We start from the raw sequence: 15,602 nt of genomic DNA, 5'->3' as shown, positions 1-15,602 counted from the left end.
GGCCACTTTCGGACGGTCGGCATGCAAACCTAGATCGCCGACATCGACAGCGAGAGACGAGGGGCATATATGCGTTATGTATTCCGCGGGAATAGCTCAGTAGGAGCAATGGACGCCGAGTCAGACGAGAGATTCTTGCGGGACTATTTTTCGATACTGGGGACCTCGCGGCCTTGGTGGATTGCGACGACCCAAAAGAATGGTTGTCGGCCGCGTTGGCGCCAGAAAAAGCGCTCTGCTTTCCCGCCTCTCGCGGAGCAACATAACGCAATAGAGATTCGCGCGAAACACTCTTCCTCAGTTACGTTGCGAATTCCGACATTATCCAGTTTTTTTTCGAATCCGCCGGTGTGAAGCTTGATCTATTTTATCAATTGCCTTGGCGTCAAGTGTTTGTGGTGGAATTGCTATGCAAACGGTACCGTATATCCCGGAAAGATCCTTGGGTATTTCTCGAACAATTCCGGGAATTATTTTCTCGCGACCCGCAAAAAAATAACCGTCGAATATTTACATGAATGAAATGATCATTTTGGCAGGATACCAAAGCGCGTCAGGTCTGTCACGGCGTCCGGATAGCGGATGTGGGAGGGGTGCGCATTACTGTATGGATATGCAGCATAGCTAGGTCTGACAAGTGCTGGCACATATCTAGCTGGCGCGGTTGGCAATTGCGACATGCCGCGCCTCATAAAGGTGATGTGACGTTATTCTTTGAGTTGTAAGCTAAATGGATTAATCGTTCTATCGCGCAAGCCACGGTCGCGTCTTCAACTCACCTGTCATGCGCTGGTTTTTATGGAGTTTGACGATGAATTCCTTTTCTACATGGCATTGGCAGTGGCTCATTGTCTTAGTCACTATTGCCGGGTATTCATTCCCACCTACGTAGCATTTGGTCGCCGACACCAAAACCGCATAGCGTTGAATCAGGCAACTGTAGGTGTCATCCGCGACACCGATCCCACCTCGAATGGGTGTCATCAGACACCTATCCCTTCGCACCTGTGCGGGACGGCACCTATCGATAGGATTTCCGCGAGGACTGCGAATGCGGCCATACTCCAGCCAGATGATTTGCCAGCATCGTTCATTAGAGCCCGTGGCTACAAGGAATCTAGGTGTTCCGTCCCTCCCATCACTTATCGATAGGCAACTCGGTCAAGATTCGGGCGCCAAACTCCAGTGCGAGAGCGTGCCGCTCTTCGCCCAAATCCGGACGCAAAAAAGCCCGCTCGATGGCGGGCCTTATTCCGAAATCCTCGCTCCGTTCCGAATTTCACTAAGTGAAATCTGAGGAATTCGATACGCGATTGATTCGAATGGATTCTTTGGGGTGGCTGATGGGACTCGAACCCACGACGACAGGAATCACAATCCTGGACTCTACCAACTGAGCTACAGCCACCACTAACGTCCGCTTGACTTGCTCTAAAAACCGGTCTCGCCAACGAAGAAACGAGATTATAGGGACTAGATTGTGGTTTGCCTAGTCCTTTATTCAAAAAGTTCGAGGGGCTCGCGCAGATGCTGTCTTGCTTCGTCGAAGATGGTCAGATCACGGGCCGCAAGTCGCTTGCTGTCGGACAAAACTCGACGCCAACCACGCGCACCCGCTTCGCCGCGATACAGCCCAAGCGCATGACGCGTAATCGCGCCGAGATAGGTGCCGCGCGCCATTTCGGTCGCGCAATACTCGATCAGTTTCGCTTCGACCTGCTCGCGGGTCAGCGGCGCCTGCGCAGAGCCGTAGAAGCGCGCGTCGACATTGGCGAGCAGATAGGGGTTGTGATACGCCTCGCGCCCGAGCATCACGCCGTCGACGTGCTGAAGATGCGCGTCGACTTCGTCGAGCGTCTTGATACCGCCATTGATGATGATTTCCAGCTGCGGAAAATCGCGCTTCAACTGATACGCGTAGTCGTACTTGAGCGGTGGAATCTCGCGGTTTTCCTTCGGGCTCAGGCCCTTCAGGATCGCGTTGCGCGCATGAACGATAAAGACCTCACAGCCGGCTAGCGCGATCGTGCCGACAAAATCGCGGACGAAGCCGTATTCCTCGACCGTATCGACGCCGATGCGGTGCTTGACCGTGACTGGCACCGATACGACGTCGCGCATCGCCTTCACGCAATCGGCGACGAGTTGCGGCTCGTTCATCAGGCATGCGCCGAACGCGCCGCGTTGCACGCGCTCGGATGGGCAGCCGCAATTCAGGTTGATTTCGTCATAGCCCCATTGCTCGCCGAGCTTGGCCGAACGGGCGAGATCGTCGGGCTCGCTGCCGCCGAGTTGCAGCGCGACTGGCGCTTCGTCGGGCGTGAACGCGAGATGACGCGGCACGTCGCCGTGCAGCAGCGCGCCGGTCGTCACCATCTCCGTGTAAAGCCAGGTATGGCGCGAAATCATTCGATGCAGCGAGCGGCAATGACGATCCGTCCAGTCCATCATCGGGGCAACGGACACGCGGCGGGGGCTGGGAGTGCGAGGTAAAGACATGGAGCGGCCAGGCGGCTTGAATCAAAACATTAATTTTACCGCAAGGCCAGAAACCGCCGGGCGCGCTGGAGCCATATCGCGACAGAGGCGGGCACCGGTTCGTCAATGCCTCAATTCCTCAATGCCTCAATGCCCATGCCCATGTCCCCCCATCCCGCCACCACTGCTCCATGAGCTGCCGCCGCCGTGCATGCCGCCGTATCCGCCACCGTGCCATCCGCCGTCCCCGCCATGCCAGCCGCCGTGCCCGCCGTGCCAGCCTCCGCCATGCCATCCGCCGCGCCCGTGCCAATACCCATGTCCGTAATAGCAGCACCGCCCTCCGAAACCGCCATAGATACCAACCGAGCCGTACGCCGGTCCGTAGTAAGGCGGTCCATACGCGTAGGGATAGTAGGGTTGCGCGTAGCCGTAGTCCGCTGGCGGCGCGACGACGCATCCAGTGATGCTCGCTGCCGCGGCCGCTAGCAACGTCATCGATGCAATGAGCCTGGTCACGATTTTCTCCTTCACGTAATCCTCAGAAAAACCGCGCGCAATGGAGTTCAGCCGCGTTTGTGTCCGAGCGTTACCGGCGCCGGCGCGGCGGTGCGCGCTCGGGGCTTCGACCACGCGAGCCGTTGCCGCGATGCTCGACCGTTTCGCCAGACCTCTCGCGTATTCCCGAGCAGCGCTGCGGTAAATCTTCGTTAACGATCTGAAACATTACTGAAGGGCGTGGCTGCTAACTTCCATCGGACGATTCGTCGTTTGAGTCGGAAGCGATTCGCGTGCCCGCGCGGAAATCCACGCTTCTGCTCGACGAAAGCGAACAACCCATTCGCCCGCGACGCCGCCGCCCGACCGCCGTCGCGCTAGCCTTTCGCCAGTTCTAAGGAGCAATGCACGGCCGTCTATGAAGCTGGGTCCTCAACCGGACACCGCAGGGCAATGGCGTGCCGAAGACGACGCCTGTATCGCGCACGGCGACGACGAAGCCGCGCTACGATGTTTCGAATGCGCATGTGCGCTCCAGCCCGCCGATCCGGATCATCGCGAGCGCCTCGCCACGACGCTTGCCCGCGTCATTGGATCATCCTGTCAAAGGCAACGTGCTGTATCGCCAGGGCATGCGCTACGACGAGGCGGAATCGGCTGGACCGCTCGCGCGCTTTGCCGACAAATACCCGTTTAACTTCATTTCCTCGCGCATTTTTCACGACGTGCCGTTCGGCTACCACCTCTGCGAGCTGGGCCGCTGTCAGCGCGCGTACGATGCGTTGATAACGCACTGGTGGCGCGTTCTACACGCGGGCGTGATGATCGAGATCGAGCAGGAGGAGCTGGTCGACGATAGCGAAGCGAACGTGCGTCGCATGCACGCGCATTGCGGGGTCGAGTGAGACGAACGTTGCCTCGCATTTCGCGAGAAGATGCGGCGTGTCAGCACCGCGAGTTCGGCACAGGTGCGCCGACCGTTGTATCGAACGTCGGTGCGGCGCTGGCAGCCGCGAGGCGAATTGCCTGAACCGCTATGGGAAGGTCTCGGATCCGACCTGACGGCGGCCGACGCTCAACGGGCGATCACTGACACGTGATGCAGCCACGGGTACACGCCGGCAATGAACGCCGCGTAGATCGCGGCCATCGTCACGCCGGCGGCCGTGCCCCAGATGTCGCGCGAGGCCGCGCCCTGGCGAAAATGCACGGGCAGTCCGACCACGACGTAGCCGATCACGAAGAACAGGATGACCGCGCGCACCGGCGACAGATCGTGGCCGATGAATTCGAGCAACGCCGACAGGCTGAATTGCGACATGGACATGCAGGCAGTCACGAAGGCGGGGGATCGGACAGCGCCGGAACACATCGAAATTGTTCAGCGAATGACGACTGATCGGCTTCACTCTCGACGTTTCACAGCGCGACGACCTATGCCGATTAAAGGCCACGCAAACGCGATCCGCAAGAAAAAACCTGTCTGAATTTGTACTGTCCTGCATTGCTTGCAGCTTGCCTGCGCCGCGACTTTCAGCCGGCTTGGCAACGCTTTCACGGCGACGGTCTCAACGCTCCAGCGGCTTCGGTTTGCGCAATGGGTCGAGCAGCGGTTTCAAACCGTTGTGATCGATCTCGTGCATCAACGCGAGCAGACGGCCGATCTCGCCGGGCGGAAAGCCCTGGCTCGCGAACCAGTTCAGATAGTGGCCGGGCAGGTCGGCGATCACGCGGCCTTTATATTTCCCGTAGGGCATCACGCGCGTGACCAGCAATTCGAGGTGTTCGTGATTCATGGCAACGAAGTCATGATGAGACGCGCATCGAGAACGCAAAGCGCGCAACGCGCAAGCACGACGCGGCGCGCTGCAACGCATGGCCCCGCATTCTAGCCTTGCTGCAGGTAATGCGCCGGCGTGGTAACGTCTGCGCTTTCCGTTCACCTCTTCAACAGGACAAGTTAGATGGAATACCGCAGACTCGGCGACTCCGACGTGCAGGTTAGCCTGATTGGTCTCGGCACGATGACGTGGGGCGAGCAGAACACCGAGCAGGAAGCGCACGCGCAGATCGGCTACGCGCTCGATCACGGCGTGAACCTGATCGACACCGCGGAAATGTATCCGGTGCCGCCGCGCGCCGAAACGCAAGGCTCGACGGAGCGCTACATCGGCACGTGGCTCGCGCAGCACAAGAGCGCGCGCGAGAAGATCGTTCTCGCCACCAAGATCGCGGGCCCCGCGCGTCAGCCGCACAATCCGCGTCATATTCGCGGCGAGGGCAACCAGTTCGATCGCAAGAACCTGACCGAGGCGCTCAACGACAGCCTCAAACGTCTGCAAACGGACTACGTCGATCTGTATCAGCTGCACTGGCCCGATCGCAGCACGATGACGTTCGGCCGTCCGTCGTATCCGTGGGTCGACGACGCGTACACGGTGCCGATCGAGGAAACGCTGACGGTGCTCGCCGAATTCGTGAAAGCTGGCAAGGTGCGCCATATCGGCGTGTCGAACGAAACGCCGTGGGGCGTCGCGCAGTTTCTGCGCGCGGCCGAAAGGCTCGGCTTGCCGCGCATCGTCAGCATCCAGAATCCGTACAGCCTGTTGAACCGCACGTACGAAGTGGGTCTGTCCGAGTACGCGCATCGCGACAACATCGGTCTGCTCGCGTATTCACCGCTCGCGTTCGGCTGGCTGTCGGGCAAGTACGAGGGCGGCGCGCGTCCTGCCGGCGCGCGCATCACGCTGTTCGAGCGCTTCCAGCGCTATAGCAAGCCGCAAGCCGTGCAGGCGACCACGCGTTACGTCGAGCTCGCGAAGCGCCACGGCATGACCCCCGCGCAATTCGCGCTCGCGTTCGTCAATAGCCGGCCGTTCGTGACCAGCAATCTGATCGGCGCGACCTCGCTCGAGCAATTGAAGGAAAACATCGCCAGCGCGGACGTGAAGCTGTCGCCGGAAGTGCTGGCGGAAATCGACAGGCTGCACGAGCTGCAGCCGAATCCGGCGCCTTGATGTCGAGGTAAGCGCGACGCGCTTGCCGCGGCCGCCCCGGTCGATTGCCGGGGCGGCCGCGGAAGGTGCAGCGAATCACTCGGCATCGGCCGAACTCAACCCGCGGCCTTTGCCGTATCCACCGTCTAGCGCTTCGCCGCAAGCGGCGAATTCTCGCCGAGATCCCAGAACAGTCCCGCCATCATCTGCAGTCCCTCGCGCACCACCGGAGCCAGAAGGTGCTCGTTCGGCGCATGCTGCGAGCAGGCCGGATAAGAATGCGGCACCCAGATCGTCGGCAGACCGAGCGTGTCGGCGAATACCTCGTTCGGCAGCGTGCCGCCGAGATTCGGCAGCAGCGCGGTCTTCTTGCCGGTGGTCGCTTCGAGCGACGCGATCGCCCACGTGACCCACGGATCGTCGGGATCCAGCCGCGTGGCTGGCGCGCCGCGTTCGACGTCGATTTCGACGAGCTGAAAACCGTGCGCATCGAGATGCGCGCGCAGGTGCTCGCCGAGGTTTTCCCAATCGGTGCCGACCACGAAACGCAACTGGCAGACCGCGAACGCCGACGGCGGAATCGCGTTGACCGGGTTCTCCGGATTGCCCGCCTTGAAGGCCAGCACTTCGAAGCTGTTCCAGCCGAACACGCGCTCGGGCGCGGAAAGACCCGGCTCGCCCCAGTTATCATCGACGATGGGGTCGCCCGGACCGTTGCCCACCGTGATGTCGGCAAGTGCGCGACGCACGGCCTCGGGGATCGGCGGCGGACGCAGGCCGTCGACTGCGATCACGCCGCGCGCATCGACGAGACTCGCGAGCGCGTTGGCGAGCACCGTCGCCGGATTGCGCAGCAAGCCGCCCCAGTTGCCCGAGTGATGCGCGCCGTCGCGCAGGTTCAGCGACAGCCTGAAATTGACCGCGCCGCGCGAGCCGAGAAACACGGTCGGACGACGCGCTGCGAGACGCGGACCGTCGGAGGCGATCAGCACGTCGGCGGCCAGTTCATCGCGATGCGCATGGCAGATCGCGTCGAGCCCCGGTGAGCCGGTTTCCTCGCCCATCTCGATCAACAGCTTCGTGTTGAAGCCGAGTTTGCCGTCGCGCGCGGCGAGCGTGCTCGCGAGCGCGGCGAGGTTGATCGAGTGCTGGCCTTTGTTGTCGGCGGTACCGCGACCGAACCAGCGCTCGCCTTCCACGGTCACCGCCCACGGCGTCAGCGGCGCGCGCCACTGGCTGTCGTAGCCGCGCACGACGTCGCCGTGGCCGTAGATCAGCACGGTCGGCAGATGATCGCCTTCGTGACGGTTGGCGATCAGGAACGGACCGAAGCCATCGACCGGGTTATCGACGATGCGCGTGCTGAAGCCGAGGCGCTCCACTTCGGGCTGGATTTCGTCGGTCAGATAGGACAGCAGCAGCGCGCCGCGATCGCTTTCCTGGCTTTCGGTGCGAAAACCGACGCGGCGGTTCAGATCGGCGAGAAAAGCGCCGGATTCGAAGTGCCGGGTGGCAAGCTCGATGGCCTCGTTGCGGCTCATGTCGATGTCTCCGATGCGGGGGATAGGTGAGGGGCAGAGGGCCGCCAGGCTCGATGGCTCGATGCTCGACGCGGCGTTCAGGCGAATCGCCTGCAACGTCATTGCAACCGATTCTAGAAGCGCGCCATTTTTGTCACAATGATCAGGTTTCGAAGCTTGCCTTGCCGGAAAAGCAAAGCGTCGCGAGTCGGCTCGAACCGCGGCACCCGCCCGCCCATGGCACCGTTGCAACAGATTCGATCGAGGCGTCCAGGATGGCACGTTCACTGCATGGCATCGCGTTGCGTTATTTCGTCGAAGTCGCGCGCAGCGGCTCGCTGAGCGACGCGTCGGAACGGCTGCACGTCGCGGTATCGGCGATCAGCCGGCAAATCGCGCGGCTCGAAAGCGGGCTCGGCGTGACGCTGTTCGAACGGCGGCCGCGCGGCATGGCGCTGTCCGAGGCCGGTGAGCGGCTGCTTGCGTACGCGCAACGCAGCCTGCTCGAAGCCGAGCACGTGATGAAAGAGATTAGCGGCCTCGCGAGCTTGCACGGCAGCCGGATCAAGATCGCGACCGCCGAGGGCTTTGCGGTCGACTTCCTGCCCGCCGCGATTGCGGATTTCCGCGCCGAGCACCCCGGCATCGATTTCACGCTGACCGTGATGTCGCCGGCCGACGCCACTCGCCACGTGCGCGACGGTGACGTCGATATCGCGCTGTCGTTCAGCCTCGCGCCGGAGAAGGGCGTGAAGGTCGAGCACACCGAACGCGCGCCGGTGTTCGTGCTGCTGCGCGCCGATCATCCTCTTGCGGCGCGCGCGAAACTGTCGCTCGCCGAGGTGAGTCGCCATCCGCTCGTGTTGTCGGAGACGGGCACCACGATTCGCCAGTTGATCGACATCACGTGCGCGCTCGAAGGCATCCTCCTCGAGCCGGACCTGATCTGCAACAACAGCGGCGCGAGTTATCGCTACGCGCAGCGGTCCGGAGCGATCATGTTCACGGGGCTGCTGTCGGTGCGCGACCGCTATGCCGACGACGGCTTCGTCGTGATTCCGCTCACCGACCCGCAGATGCGCCAGCGCAGCATCCAGGTGCAGACGATGGCGGGGCGCGAGTTGCCCTCGTCGGTGCGCACGTTTCGCGACCATTTGATCGCGCGGATCGCGGATGCGAAGCCGGCTGGGGCGCAGGCGTCGAAGGTCGCCGGCGGACGCGGTAAACGTACGCCGCGGCGTCCGCGAGCCGATGCATGAAATGCGTCACATGCAACGCACCAAGCGGCAAATGTTCTCCCGGAATCCGAATCACGACCTAAACTGTGGTGGACGGCAAGGACGGCCCTGAGAAAACGACCCTGATGGTGCGCGCCACGATCAGGGGAAACGCGGAACAATGACAGTCGAACCGCGGACCTGCCGCCCAGCCCGCGATGCTGCAATGCACACAAGCGGCAACAGATGGACCCAAATAGAAACGCGGCGCGTCGTCCCGATGGCGCGTTGCCCACAACAGAGCGATAGGACCAACACAGCCATGGCGCAACAGAAAACCAATCCAAAACTCGAGCAGGCTCTCACGCGCGGCGATCTCGCGATCCGTCAGGCGAACTCGGCGCGAGCGACCGCGTTGTTGCGTGCGCTCGCCAAGATGATCGTCGATGCGTCGGCAACCATCGGCGTGGAAGCCTTCACGCTGATTCACGACGGCGACAAGATCTACGATCCCGCCGATGGTCTATGGCCACAGGCGCTGCTGATCTCGCTCGACGGTCCGGTCGAGGACGCCGATCCCGACGAATTGCGCACGGTGCGGCTGATCGCGGATGATCCGGCCACCGTGTTCCGGGTGGAGTGGCAGCGCGCCGATGGCAAGATCGGGCGTCACGAGGGCGGCCCGTTCGCGACGGTCGCGTTCATCTCCGACGTCGACATTCCGTGGACCGATGACGAGGACTGAGCGCGCGCAACGATAGCAAACACGCCATACGACGACCGACGCGGCGTCGTCTTGCGCGGGTGCAGGCGCAACGCGCCGCCCGCGCGTTCGGCTTACTTCATCATGCGACGCCGAAACAGGATCGCCGACACGATGAAGCCGCCGACTGCATAAGCGGCCAGCACGCTCACATGCAGCGCGGCGTGCTCCATCGGCCGGCCGAGCATCGCCGGGCGCATCAGATCGACCGCATTGGCGAGCGGCAGCGCGGCAGTCACCGCTTGCGCGGCGCCGGGCAGTTGCGAGATCGGAAAGAACACACCGGAGAGCAGCAGCATCGGCGTGAGCACGAGCGTCTGATAGAACATGAAAAAGTCGTATGACGGCGCGAGCGCCGTCACGATCATCGCGAGGCTCGCGAACGCGAGACCGGCCAGCACGATGACCGGCAGCGCGAGCAGCATCGACGGAAAACTCGCATAGCCGAGCGCGCCCGCCACCAGCATGATCGCCACACCGGACAACACCGATTTGCTGGCGGCCCACACCACCTCGCCAAGCACGATATCGCCGAGCGTGAGCGGCGTCTGCATGATCGCTTCCCACGTGCGCTGCACGTGCATGCGCGAAAAGCCCGAATACATCGACTCGAAGCTCGCCGACATCATCACGCTCGACGCCACCGTGCCCGCCGCGAGGAACGAGATATACGACACGCCGTCGACGTGCCCGACCATCAGCCCGAGCCCGAGGCCGAGACCGAACAGATAGATCATCGGATCGGCGAGGTTGCCGAACATCGACGCGATCGCGAGCTTTTTCCACACCAGGTAGTTGCGGCGCCATACCGCGATCCAGTTCGTGGCGTTGGCGGGGAAGGCACCGAACGGCTCTTGCGCCGATGGCGTGCCGTCGTGGGTTTCGTAAGTACGTGCGTCCATCAAGTGTCTCGCTATGGGTTCAGTCCTGCATTTCGCGACCGGTGAGCCGCAGAAACACATCCTCGAGATTCGCCGGCCGATGCAGATAGCGCAAATCGGCGCGCTGCTTGAGGCGCATATGCACGGGCTGCGCGTCGTTCACGTAACAGAACAGCGTCTCGCCGCTGATCTCGGTGCGCTCGGCGAGCGGCGCGAGTTCGTCGCGCAACGCAAACGGATCGGGGCCGTAGATCTCGATCACGTCGCAGCCGATCTCGGATTCGATCAACTCGCGCGGCGCCCCTTCGGCGATCTTGCGGCCTTCCTCGATTACGCACAGTCGATGACAGAGCCGTTCGGCTTCTTCCATGAAGTGCGTGGTCAGAAGGATGGTCTTGCCGCGCGCGAGCAGCGAGCGCAGCCGCTCCCAGATCAGATGGCGCGCTTGCGGATCGAGACCGGTGGTCGGCTCGTCCATGATCAGCACGTCGGGATCGTTGATCAGCGCGCGCGCGAGCGTGAGGCGCCGCTTCATGCCGCCCGACAGTTCGCTCACGCGCGCGTCCGCCTTGTTCTCGAGGCGAGCGAATTCGAGCAGACCCGGCACCGCCGCGCGACACTGCGCGGCGCTCAGACCGAAGTAGCGACCGAATACGAGCAGATTTTCGCGCACCGTGAAATCGGGATCGAGGTTGTCGAACTGCGGCACCACGCCGACGCGCGAGCGCGCGAGGCGCGCGCGGCCCGGGATCGGCTCGTCGCACAGCCGGATCGCGCCGGCGTCGGGCGCCGCAATGCCGAGCAGCATGCGCAATGTCGTGGTCTTACCGGCGCCGTTGGGGCCGAGCAGCCCGAAGCATTCGCCGGTGTTCACATAAAACGACAATCCGTCGACGACCGTTTTTTCGCCGTAGCTTTTCCTGACCTGATGGAATTCGATGGGGGCGGTGGGCATGGCTCGAGCAAGGCTCCGGAAAAAGACACGACGTACGCGCAAGACACACAACATAGCCGTGATGCACGCATTGCGCACGCGAAGCCGCTTGCTCCAGGTATCGGATCGCTGATGCGAGCGGGTGTCCGGGAACGCGTCATGCGTAGGGTGCGATGCGCTTGTCGGTGTCGGTTGGCGCCGCTGACTGGCGGTGGCACGGCTGCCACGTCAACCGGCCCGCAGTGTGTCGACGCAGCGTTCGCAAACGAAGTTTTGCATTGCGGCATCCGTGTGCAAACGCAGCGTCGGGTCGCCCAACGCTTGTGCAGACTGGATCGGCATGCACCGAGTATGCACTTAGCGTTTTCCATCCCTTGCAAGCTGAATTGCGGCGCACCATGATTGATTCAGACCGCGCTTTCCGCGCGAATGGAGAAAACAGATGGCGAGCTACCAGAAAATTCTGTTGTGCTACGACGGCTCGCGCGAAGGCCGCAAAGCCCTGCGTTGCGGTGCCGATCTGGCGTTGGAACTGAAGGCGGAAACGCATCTGCTGTCGGTGGTCGACATGCGTTCTAGCATTGCCCAAAGCGCGGGCCTGTTGACGGACGTCGCCTGCGGCAGCTTTGAAAAAACAGCCCGCGAGATTTTGCAGGAGGGCGTGAACTGGCTGACCGAGCGCGGCGTAAGCGCGCAAGGGCATTTCGCATTCGGTCATCCGATCGACGAGATCGCCAATCTTGCCAACGAGTTGCAGGTCGACCTCGTGGTGGTGGGTCATCGCTGCCGGACTGGTTTGTCGCGGTGGTGGATGGGGGCGGGCAACACGCCGCTGCTCGACCGCGTGTCGTGCAGCATTCTGGTGGCGTGCTCGTCCGCGCAGGAGCAGCAGCAGGCGGCTGCGGCGTAAGAGGCTAGTGAGGGACGCGAAGCCGCGCGCCCCGTCATCTAGCCCAGAATGTGAATAGACCCTGTCGCGTGGCCGGCCCCGATGGCCAGCTACGCATCCCATCCGGCCAGGCTTCAATGTCACTCGTTCAGATCGATTGCCGCGAGCTTCCACGTGACTAGACCTTCGCGACGAAAGATTGCCGAATAGTTCGCGTTACCTTCGCCACGCCGGTACGTGATGACAAACTCGTTGAGACTGCGATAGCCGGCCGTGCTTTGACGCCCGGGCGGCGGTGCGCTTGCCTGGGTGGTGGTGTCGCCAGCGGCTGGTGCGGCCGGCGCTTCGCCGCCCGCGGCTGGCGGCGCGGATGGTTGCTCGCCCGGCGTGCCACGCGGCGGCATGCCGTTCAGCAGCGCCGCGACGCCGTCGGGTGTCGCATAGGCATCGACGAGCGGGCCGATCAGCGTCACGCCGATCACCGCGCCGATCGTGGCCATCTTGTTGCCGGCATCCGCCTCGAGCCGGCGTGTCAGCATGGCGCCCACCTGTTGCTTCAGGCTATCGCGTAGCGCGGGAAAGTCCACGTATTGATTGACAGTTTGCACGTCACGAGCATCTGCGGCGCGTTTGAGATTGTTCACCGCGAGATACGGTGACGCATAAATAAAGCCCAGCGCGGCAATCACGATCACCACGATCAGTGTGATCAGCAGCGGCCGGGTGGCGCTGCCCTGTGTGCGTTTCCGAATTGTCATCGAATGGGACTCCACGTCAGTGATGATCTAACGTCGACCACGGCGAGGTCGGAACGATCCCATCCCACGCGAATCTCTGAACATCCGAAGTACTTGTTGCATGCGTACTCAGGATTCGCTCAGGCTTCGAACACCGCGCCGTGCACGTTGGCTTCGTCGGCTATGCAACGATCGATCATACGGCATACGGCGTCGACCGTGCCGACCATGATCAGTCGCGACGGTCCATGATAGACCCGCACCGGCGCGCGACGCGCGGGCTCGGCGATGTTCAGCGCCGAATTCAGCGACACGCGCGCGAACGCCGGCAACGACGACGGCAGACCGGAAGCTTCGGCAGTCGCGTCGAACAGCGACGGCGTGCGCGCAGCGGGCGCCTCGATTAGCGCGCAGGGCGTGAGCTTGCGCAGATGGCGCAGACGGCCGAACTGGCGAAAGGGCAACAGGCGGGCAAGGCGTTCCATGAGTCTCTCCAGGCGATGCGGCGTAGATGCGGGCGTAAATGCGGCTTGGGTCGGACAAACCGGCGCAAGCGTTCTGGCGACAGCGAAAGATCAGAACTCGCTGGGGCGGATCAGCCCGACCGCGATCCCTTCGAGCGCGAAATCGGCGCTGCCGGTTTCCACGAAGATGTTGTCGTAATCGGGGTTTTCGGCAATCAATTCGATGCCGTTCGGCCGGCGCTTCAGACGCTTGACCGTCACGTCGTCGCCAAGCCGCGCAATGATGATCTGGCCGTCCTTCGCTTCAGTGCGCTTTTGCACCGCGAGCAGGTCGCCGTCGAGAATGCCCGCGTCGCGCATCGACAGGCCGCGCACCTTCAGCAGGTAGTCGGGCTTGCTCGAGAACAGCGCCGGGTCACACGCGTAGTGCTGCGAGATATGTTCCTGCGCGAGGATCGGGCTACCCGCCGCGACCCGGCCGATCAGCGGCAACGATAACTGCATCAGGCCCGCATGCGGCAGGGTGAACTGATACGGCGCGTCCTCCTGCCCGGACAGCAGGCGGATGCCGCGCGACGCGCCGGCCGCGAGTTCGATCACGCCCTTGCGCGCCAGCGCGCGCAGATGCTCTTCCGCGGAATTGGCCGAGCTGAACCCGAGTTCGGCGGCAATTTCCGCGCGGGTGGGCGGAAAGCCGGTGCGTTCGATCGCGCGGCGGATCAGATCGAAAACCTGCTGCTGTCGTGCGGTGAGTTTTGTCATGGCCACTGTATGTATGAACAGGTGACTGTATTTTTATACAGTATTCGGCGCATTTCAAGCTTTACTTTAAGTTCGGCGCAAGGGGCGCGCTCGGGCGTCGTTTGTCGGCGACATAACGGCCTTGTCGGCGTCCCAACAGCCGGCGCATCTGTCGTTACCACTTTTGAGTATTAAAAAATGAAGAAACATTATTTTTAATGATGAAAGCGCTTCGATAGACTGGCCTCCGGTTGGCGCTCATGTGCACGTGACCGCGACGCAGAACAACACCAGACGCTCATCAGCGGACATCACGCGGAGAAAAATTGAAATGAACCATCGGCATACGGGGCTTGCGGCTCGAACCAGGAGACTGATCGCGGCGCTCGCCGTCGGCGCGGCGGGTGCGCTCGGCATGTTGGGCGCAAGCGGCGTCGCGCACGCCGACACCACGCTGTTGAACGTGTCCTACGATCCGACTCGCGAGCTGTATCAGGACATCAATCAGGCATTCGGCAAGGAATGGAAGGCCAGGACCGGCGAAGCCGTCACCTTCAGGCAGTCGCACGGCGGCTCGGGCGCGCAGGCTCGCTCGGTGCTCGACGGACTGCAGGCCGACGTCGTGACGCTTGCGCTCGCCTATGACATCGACGCGCTCGCGAACAAGGGGCTCGTCGACAAGAACTGGCAAAAGCGTCTGCCGGACAACGCATCGCCGTACACGTCGACGATCGTGTTTCTGGTGCGCAAGGGCAACCCGAAGCACATCAAGGATTGGGACGATCTGGTGAAGCCGGGCGTGTCGATCGTGACGCCGAATCCGAAGACCTCGGGCGGCGCGCGTTGGAACTACCTGGCCGCGTGGGCGTACGCCGAGCATCAACCGGGCGGCAACGACCAGAAGGCCAGGGAGTTCGTCGGCAAGCTGTACAGGAACGCCGGCGTGCTCGATTCGGGCGCGCGCGGCGCGACCACGAGCTTCGTGCAGCGCGGTATCGGCGACGTGCTGATCGCGTGGGAAAACGAGGCGTTTCTGTCGCTGAAGGAGTTTGGTCCGGACAAGTTCGAGATCGTGGTGCCGTCGGTGAGCATTCTGGCCGAGCCGCCGGTCGCGGTGGTCGACAAGGTCGTCGACAAACACGGCACGCGCAAGCTGGCCGAGGCGTATCTGAACTTCCTGTATAGCGAGCAAGGTCAGGAGATCGCCGCGCGCAATTTCTATCGTCCGCGTTCCAGCAAGGTGCCCGCCGATCTGACCGCGAAGTTTCCGAAATTGAAGCTGTACACGATCGACGATTCGTTCGGCGGTTGGACCAACGCGCAGAAGACCCATTTCGCGGACGGCGGCGTGTTCGATTCGATTTATCAGCCGCAGTAAGAACCACCGCCTGAATCACAGGCAGGGGCAAAAGGGCGCGCCTGATGGGCGCGCTTTCGGCTAACCGGGGTCCGGTGGCCAGCAGAGTGCGGCAGTACCGCAGTAC

Annotated in this window: 16 protein-coding genes and 1 tRNA gene; 6 read left to right on the top strand and 11 right to left on the bottom strand. The window is 62.5% G+C overall.

The genetic code is table 11. The features are described from left to right. Positions 1-1,332: 1,332 nt before the first annotated feature. From OKW44_RS27090 to OKW44_RS27080, 3 genes are all read right to left on the bottom strand, one after another. Positions 1,333-1,408: transfer RNA gene (locus OKW44_RS27090), tRNA-His, on the bottom strand. Positions 1,409-1,497: 89 nt separating this feature from the next. Further along, positions 1,498-2,499, bottom strand: a complete 1,002-nt coding sequence (gene dusA, locus OKW44_RS27085) for a tRNA dihydrouridine(20/20a) synthase DusA (RefSeq protein WP_026225417.1) — start codon at positions 2,497-2,499, stop codon at positions 1,498-1,500. Positions 2,500-2,625: 126 nt separating this feature from the next. Further along, on the bottom strand, positions 2,626-2,997 hold the full coding sequence (locus OKW44_RS27080) for a hypothetical protein (protein WP_084753989.1): 372 nt from the start codon (positions 2,995-2,997) through the stop codon (positions 2,626-2,628). Positions 2,998-3,434: 437 nt separating this feature from the next. On the opposite strand from OKW44_RS27080, the gene OKW44_RS27075 reads away from it, so the two are divergent. Continuing rightward, the gene (locus tag OKW44_RS27075) at positions 3,435-3,881 is read left to right on the top strand and encodes a sulfotransferase family protein (protein WP_018418200.1); all 447 of its coding nucleotides are present in this window, start codon (positions 3,435-3,437) and stop codon (positions 3,879-3,881) included. Positions 3,882-4,051: 170 nt separating this feature from the next. Here the strand turns inward: OKW44_RS27075 and OKW44_RS27070 are convergent, their stop codons facing one another. Together OKW44_RS27070 and OKW44_RS27065 are read right to left on the bottom strand one after the other, a co-directional pair. After that, positions 4,052-4,297 (bottom strand): hypothetical protein, encoded by a 246-nt coding sequence (locus OKW44_RS27070; protein ID WP_018418199.1) that lies wholly within the window; start codon positions 4,295-4,297, stop codon positions 4,052-4,054. A 247-nt stretch (positions 4,298-4,544) separates the two neighbouring features. After that, on the bottom strand, positions 4,545-4,772 hold the full coding sequence (locus OKW44_RS27065; RefSeq protein ID WP_018418198.1) for a DUF3820 family protein: 228 nt from the start codon (positions 4,770-4,772) through the stop codon (positions 4,545-4,547). 168 nt (positions 4,773-4,940) lie between these two features. Here OKW44_RS27065 and OKW44_RS27060 point away from each other — a divergent pair, with 168 nt between their 5' ends. Next, positions 4,941-5,993 carry an NADP(H)-dependent aldo-keto reductase gene (locus OKW44_RS27060; protein WP_018418197.1) on the top strand — a complete coding sequence of 351 codons (1,053 nt, stop codon included), beginning with the start codon at positions 4,941-4,943 and terminating at the stop codon, positions 5,991-5,993. A gap of 125 nt (positions 5,994-6,118) precedes the next feature. Here the strand turns inward: OKW44_RS27060 and OKW44_RS27055 are convergent, their stop codons facing one another. Beyond that, complete coding sequence (locus OKW44_RS27055; RefSeq protein WP_026225416.1) at positions 6,119-7,513, bottom strand: M20 family metallopeptidase; 1,395 nt, start codon at positions 7,511-7,513, stop codon at positions 6,119-6,121. A gap of 254 nt (positions 7,514-7,767) precedes the next feature. On the opposite strand from OKW44_RS27055, the gene OKW44_RS27050 reads away from it, so the two are divergent. Further along, positions 7,768-8,751 (top strand): LysR family transcriptional regulator, encoded by a 984-nt coding sequence (locus tag OKW44_RS27050; RefSeq protein WP_018418195.1) that lies wholly within the window; start codon positions 7,768-7,770, stop codon positions 8,749-8,751. 280 nt (positions 8,752-9,031) lie between these two features. Next, positions 9,032-9,454, top strand: a complete 423-nt coding sequence (locus OKW44_RS27045; RefSeq protein ID WP_013089291.1) for a hypothetical protein — start codon at positions 9,032-9,034, stop codon at positions 9,452-9,454. A gap of 92 nt (positions 9,455-9,546) precedes the next feature. Here the strand turns inward: OKW44_RS27045 and OKW44_RS27040 are convergent, their stop codons facing one another. Both OKW44_RS27040 and nodI read right to left on the bottom strand, forming a co-directional pair. Beyond that, entirely contained in the window at positions 9,547-10,374 is an 828-nt protein-coding gene (locus OKW44_RS27040) for an ABC transporter permease (protein ID WP_018418194.1), read from the bottom strand. A gap of 19 nt (positions 10,375-10,393) precedes the next feature. Then, positions 10,394-11,308: a nodulation factor ABC transporter ATP-binding protein NodI gene (gene nodI / locus OKW44_RS27035; protein WP_018418193.1), complete on the bottom strand. Its 915-nt coding sequence runs from the start codon at positions 11,306-11,308 to the stop codon at positions 10,394-10,396. Positions 11,309-11,729: 421 nt separating this feature from the next. On the opposite strand from nodI, the gene OKW44_RS27030 reads away from it, so the two are divergent. Continuing rightward, the gene (locus OKW44_RS27030; protein ID WP_018418191.1) at positions 11,730-12,197 is read left to right on the top strand and encodes a universal stress protein; all 468 of its coding nucleotides are present in this window, start codon (positions 11,730-11,732) and stop codon (positions 12,195-12,197) included. A gap of 119 nt (positions 12,198-12,316) precedes the next feature. Here the strand turns inward: OKW44_RS27030 and OKW44_RS27025 are convergent, their stop codons facing one another. The 3 genes from OKW44_RS27025 to lexA all read right to left on the bottom strand — a co-directional run bounded on the left by OKW44_RS27025 (position 12,317) and on the right by lexA (position 14,139). After that, positions 12,317-12,934, bottom strand: coding sequence for a DUF2939 domain-containing protein (locus OKW44_RS27025; RefSeq protein ID WP_018418190.1), 618 nt, complete (start codon positions 12,932-12,934; stop codon positions 12,317-12,319). Positions 12,935-13,053: 119 nt separating this feature from the next. Continuing rightward, the gene (locus OKW44_RS27020) at positions 13,054-13,398 is read right to left on the bottom strand and encodes a hypothetical protein (protein WP_018418189.1); all 345 of its coding nucleotides are present in this window, start codon (positions 13,396-13,398) and stop codon (positions 13,054-13,056) included. 90 nt (positions 13,399-13,488) lie between these two features. Next, on the bottom strand, positions 13,489-14,139 hold the full coding sequence (gene lexA, locus OKW44_RS27015; protein ID WP_026225415.1) for a transcriptional repressor LexA: 651 nt from the start codon (positions 14,137-14,139) through the stop codon (positions 13,489-13,491). A 310-nt stretch (positions 14,140-14,449) separates the two neighbouring features. On the opposite strand from lexA, the gene OKW44_RS27010 reads away from it, so the two are divergent. Beyond that, positions 14,450-15,496 (top strand): sulfate ABC transporter substrate-binding protein, encoded by a 1,047-nt coding sequence (locus OKW44_RS27010; RefSeq protein WP_018418188.1) that lies wholly within the window; start codon positions 14,450-14,452, stop codon positions 15,494-15,496. Positions 15,497-15,602 lie beyond the last annotated feature (106 nt).

It is taken from the genome of Paraburkholderia lebeckiae (assembly GCF_050436325.1).
Taxonomy (GTDB): Bacteria; Pseudomonadota; Gammaproteobacteria; order Burkholderiales; family Burkholderiaceae; genus Paraburkholderia; species Paraburkholderia tuberum.
This window is presented reverse-complemented; position numbering and strand designations above follow the sequence as displayed.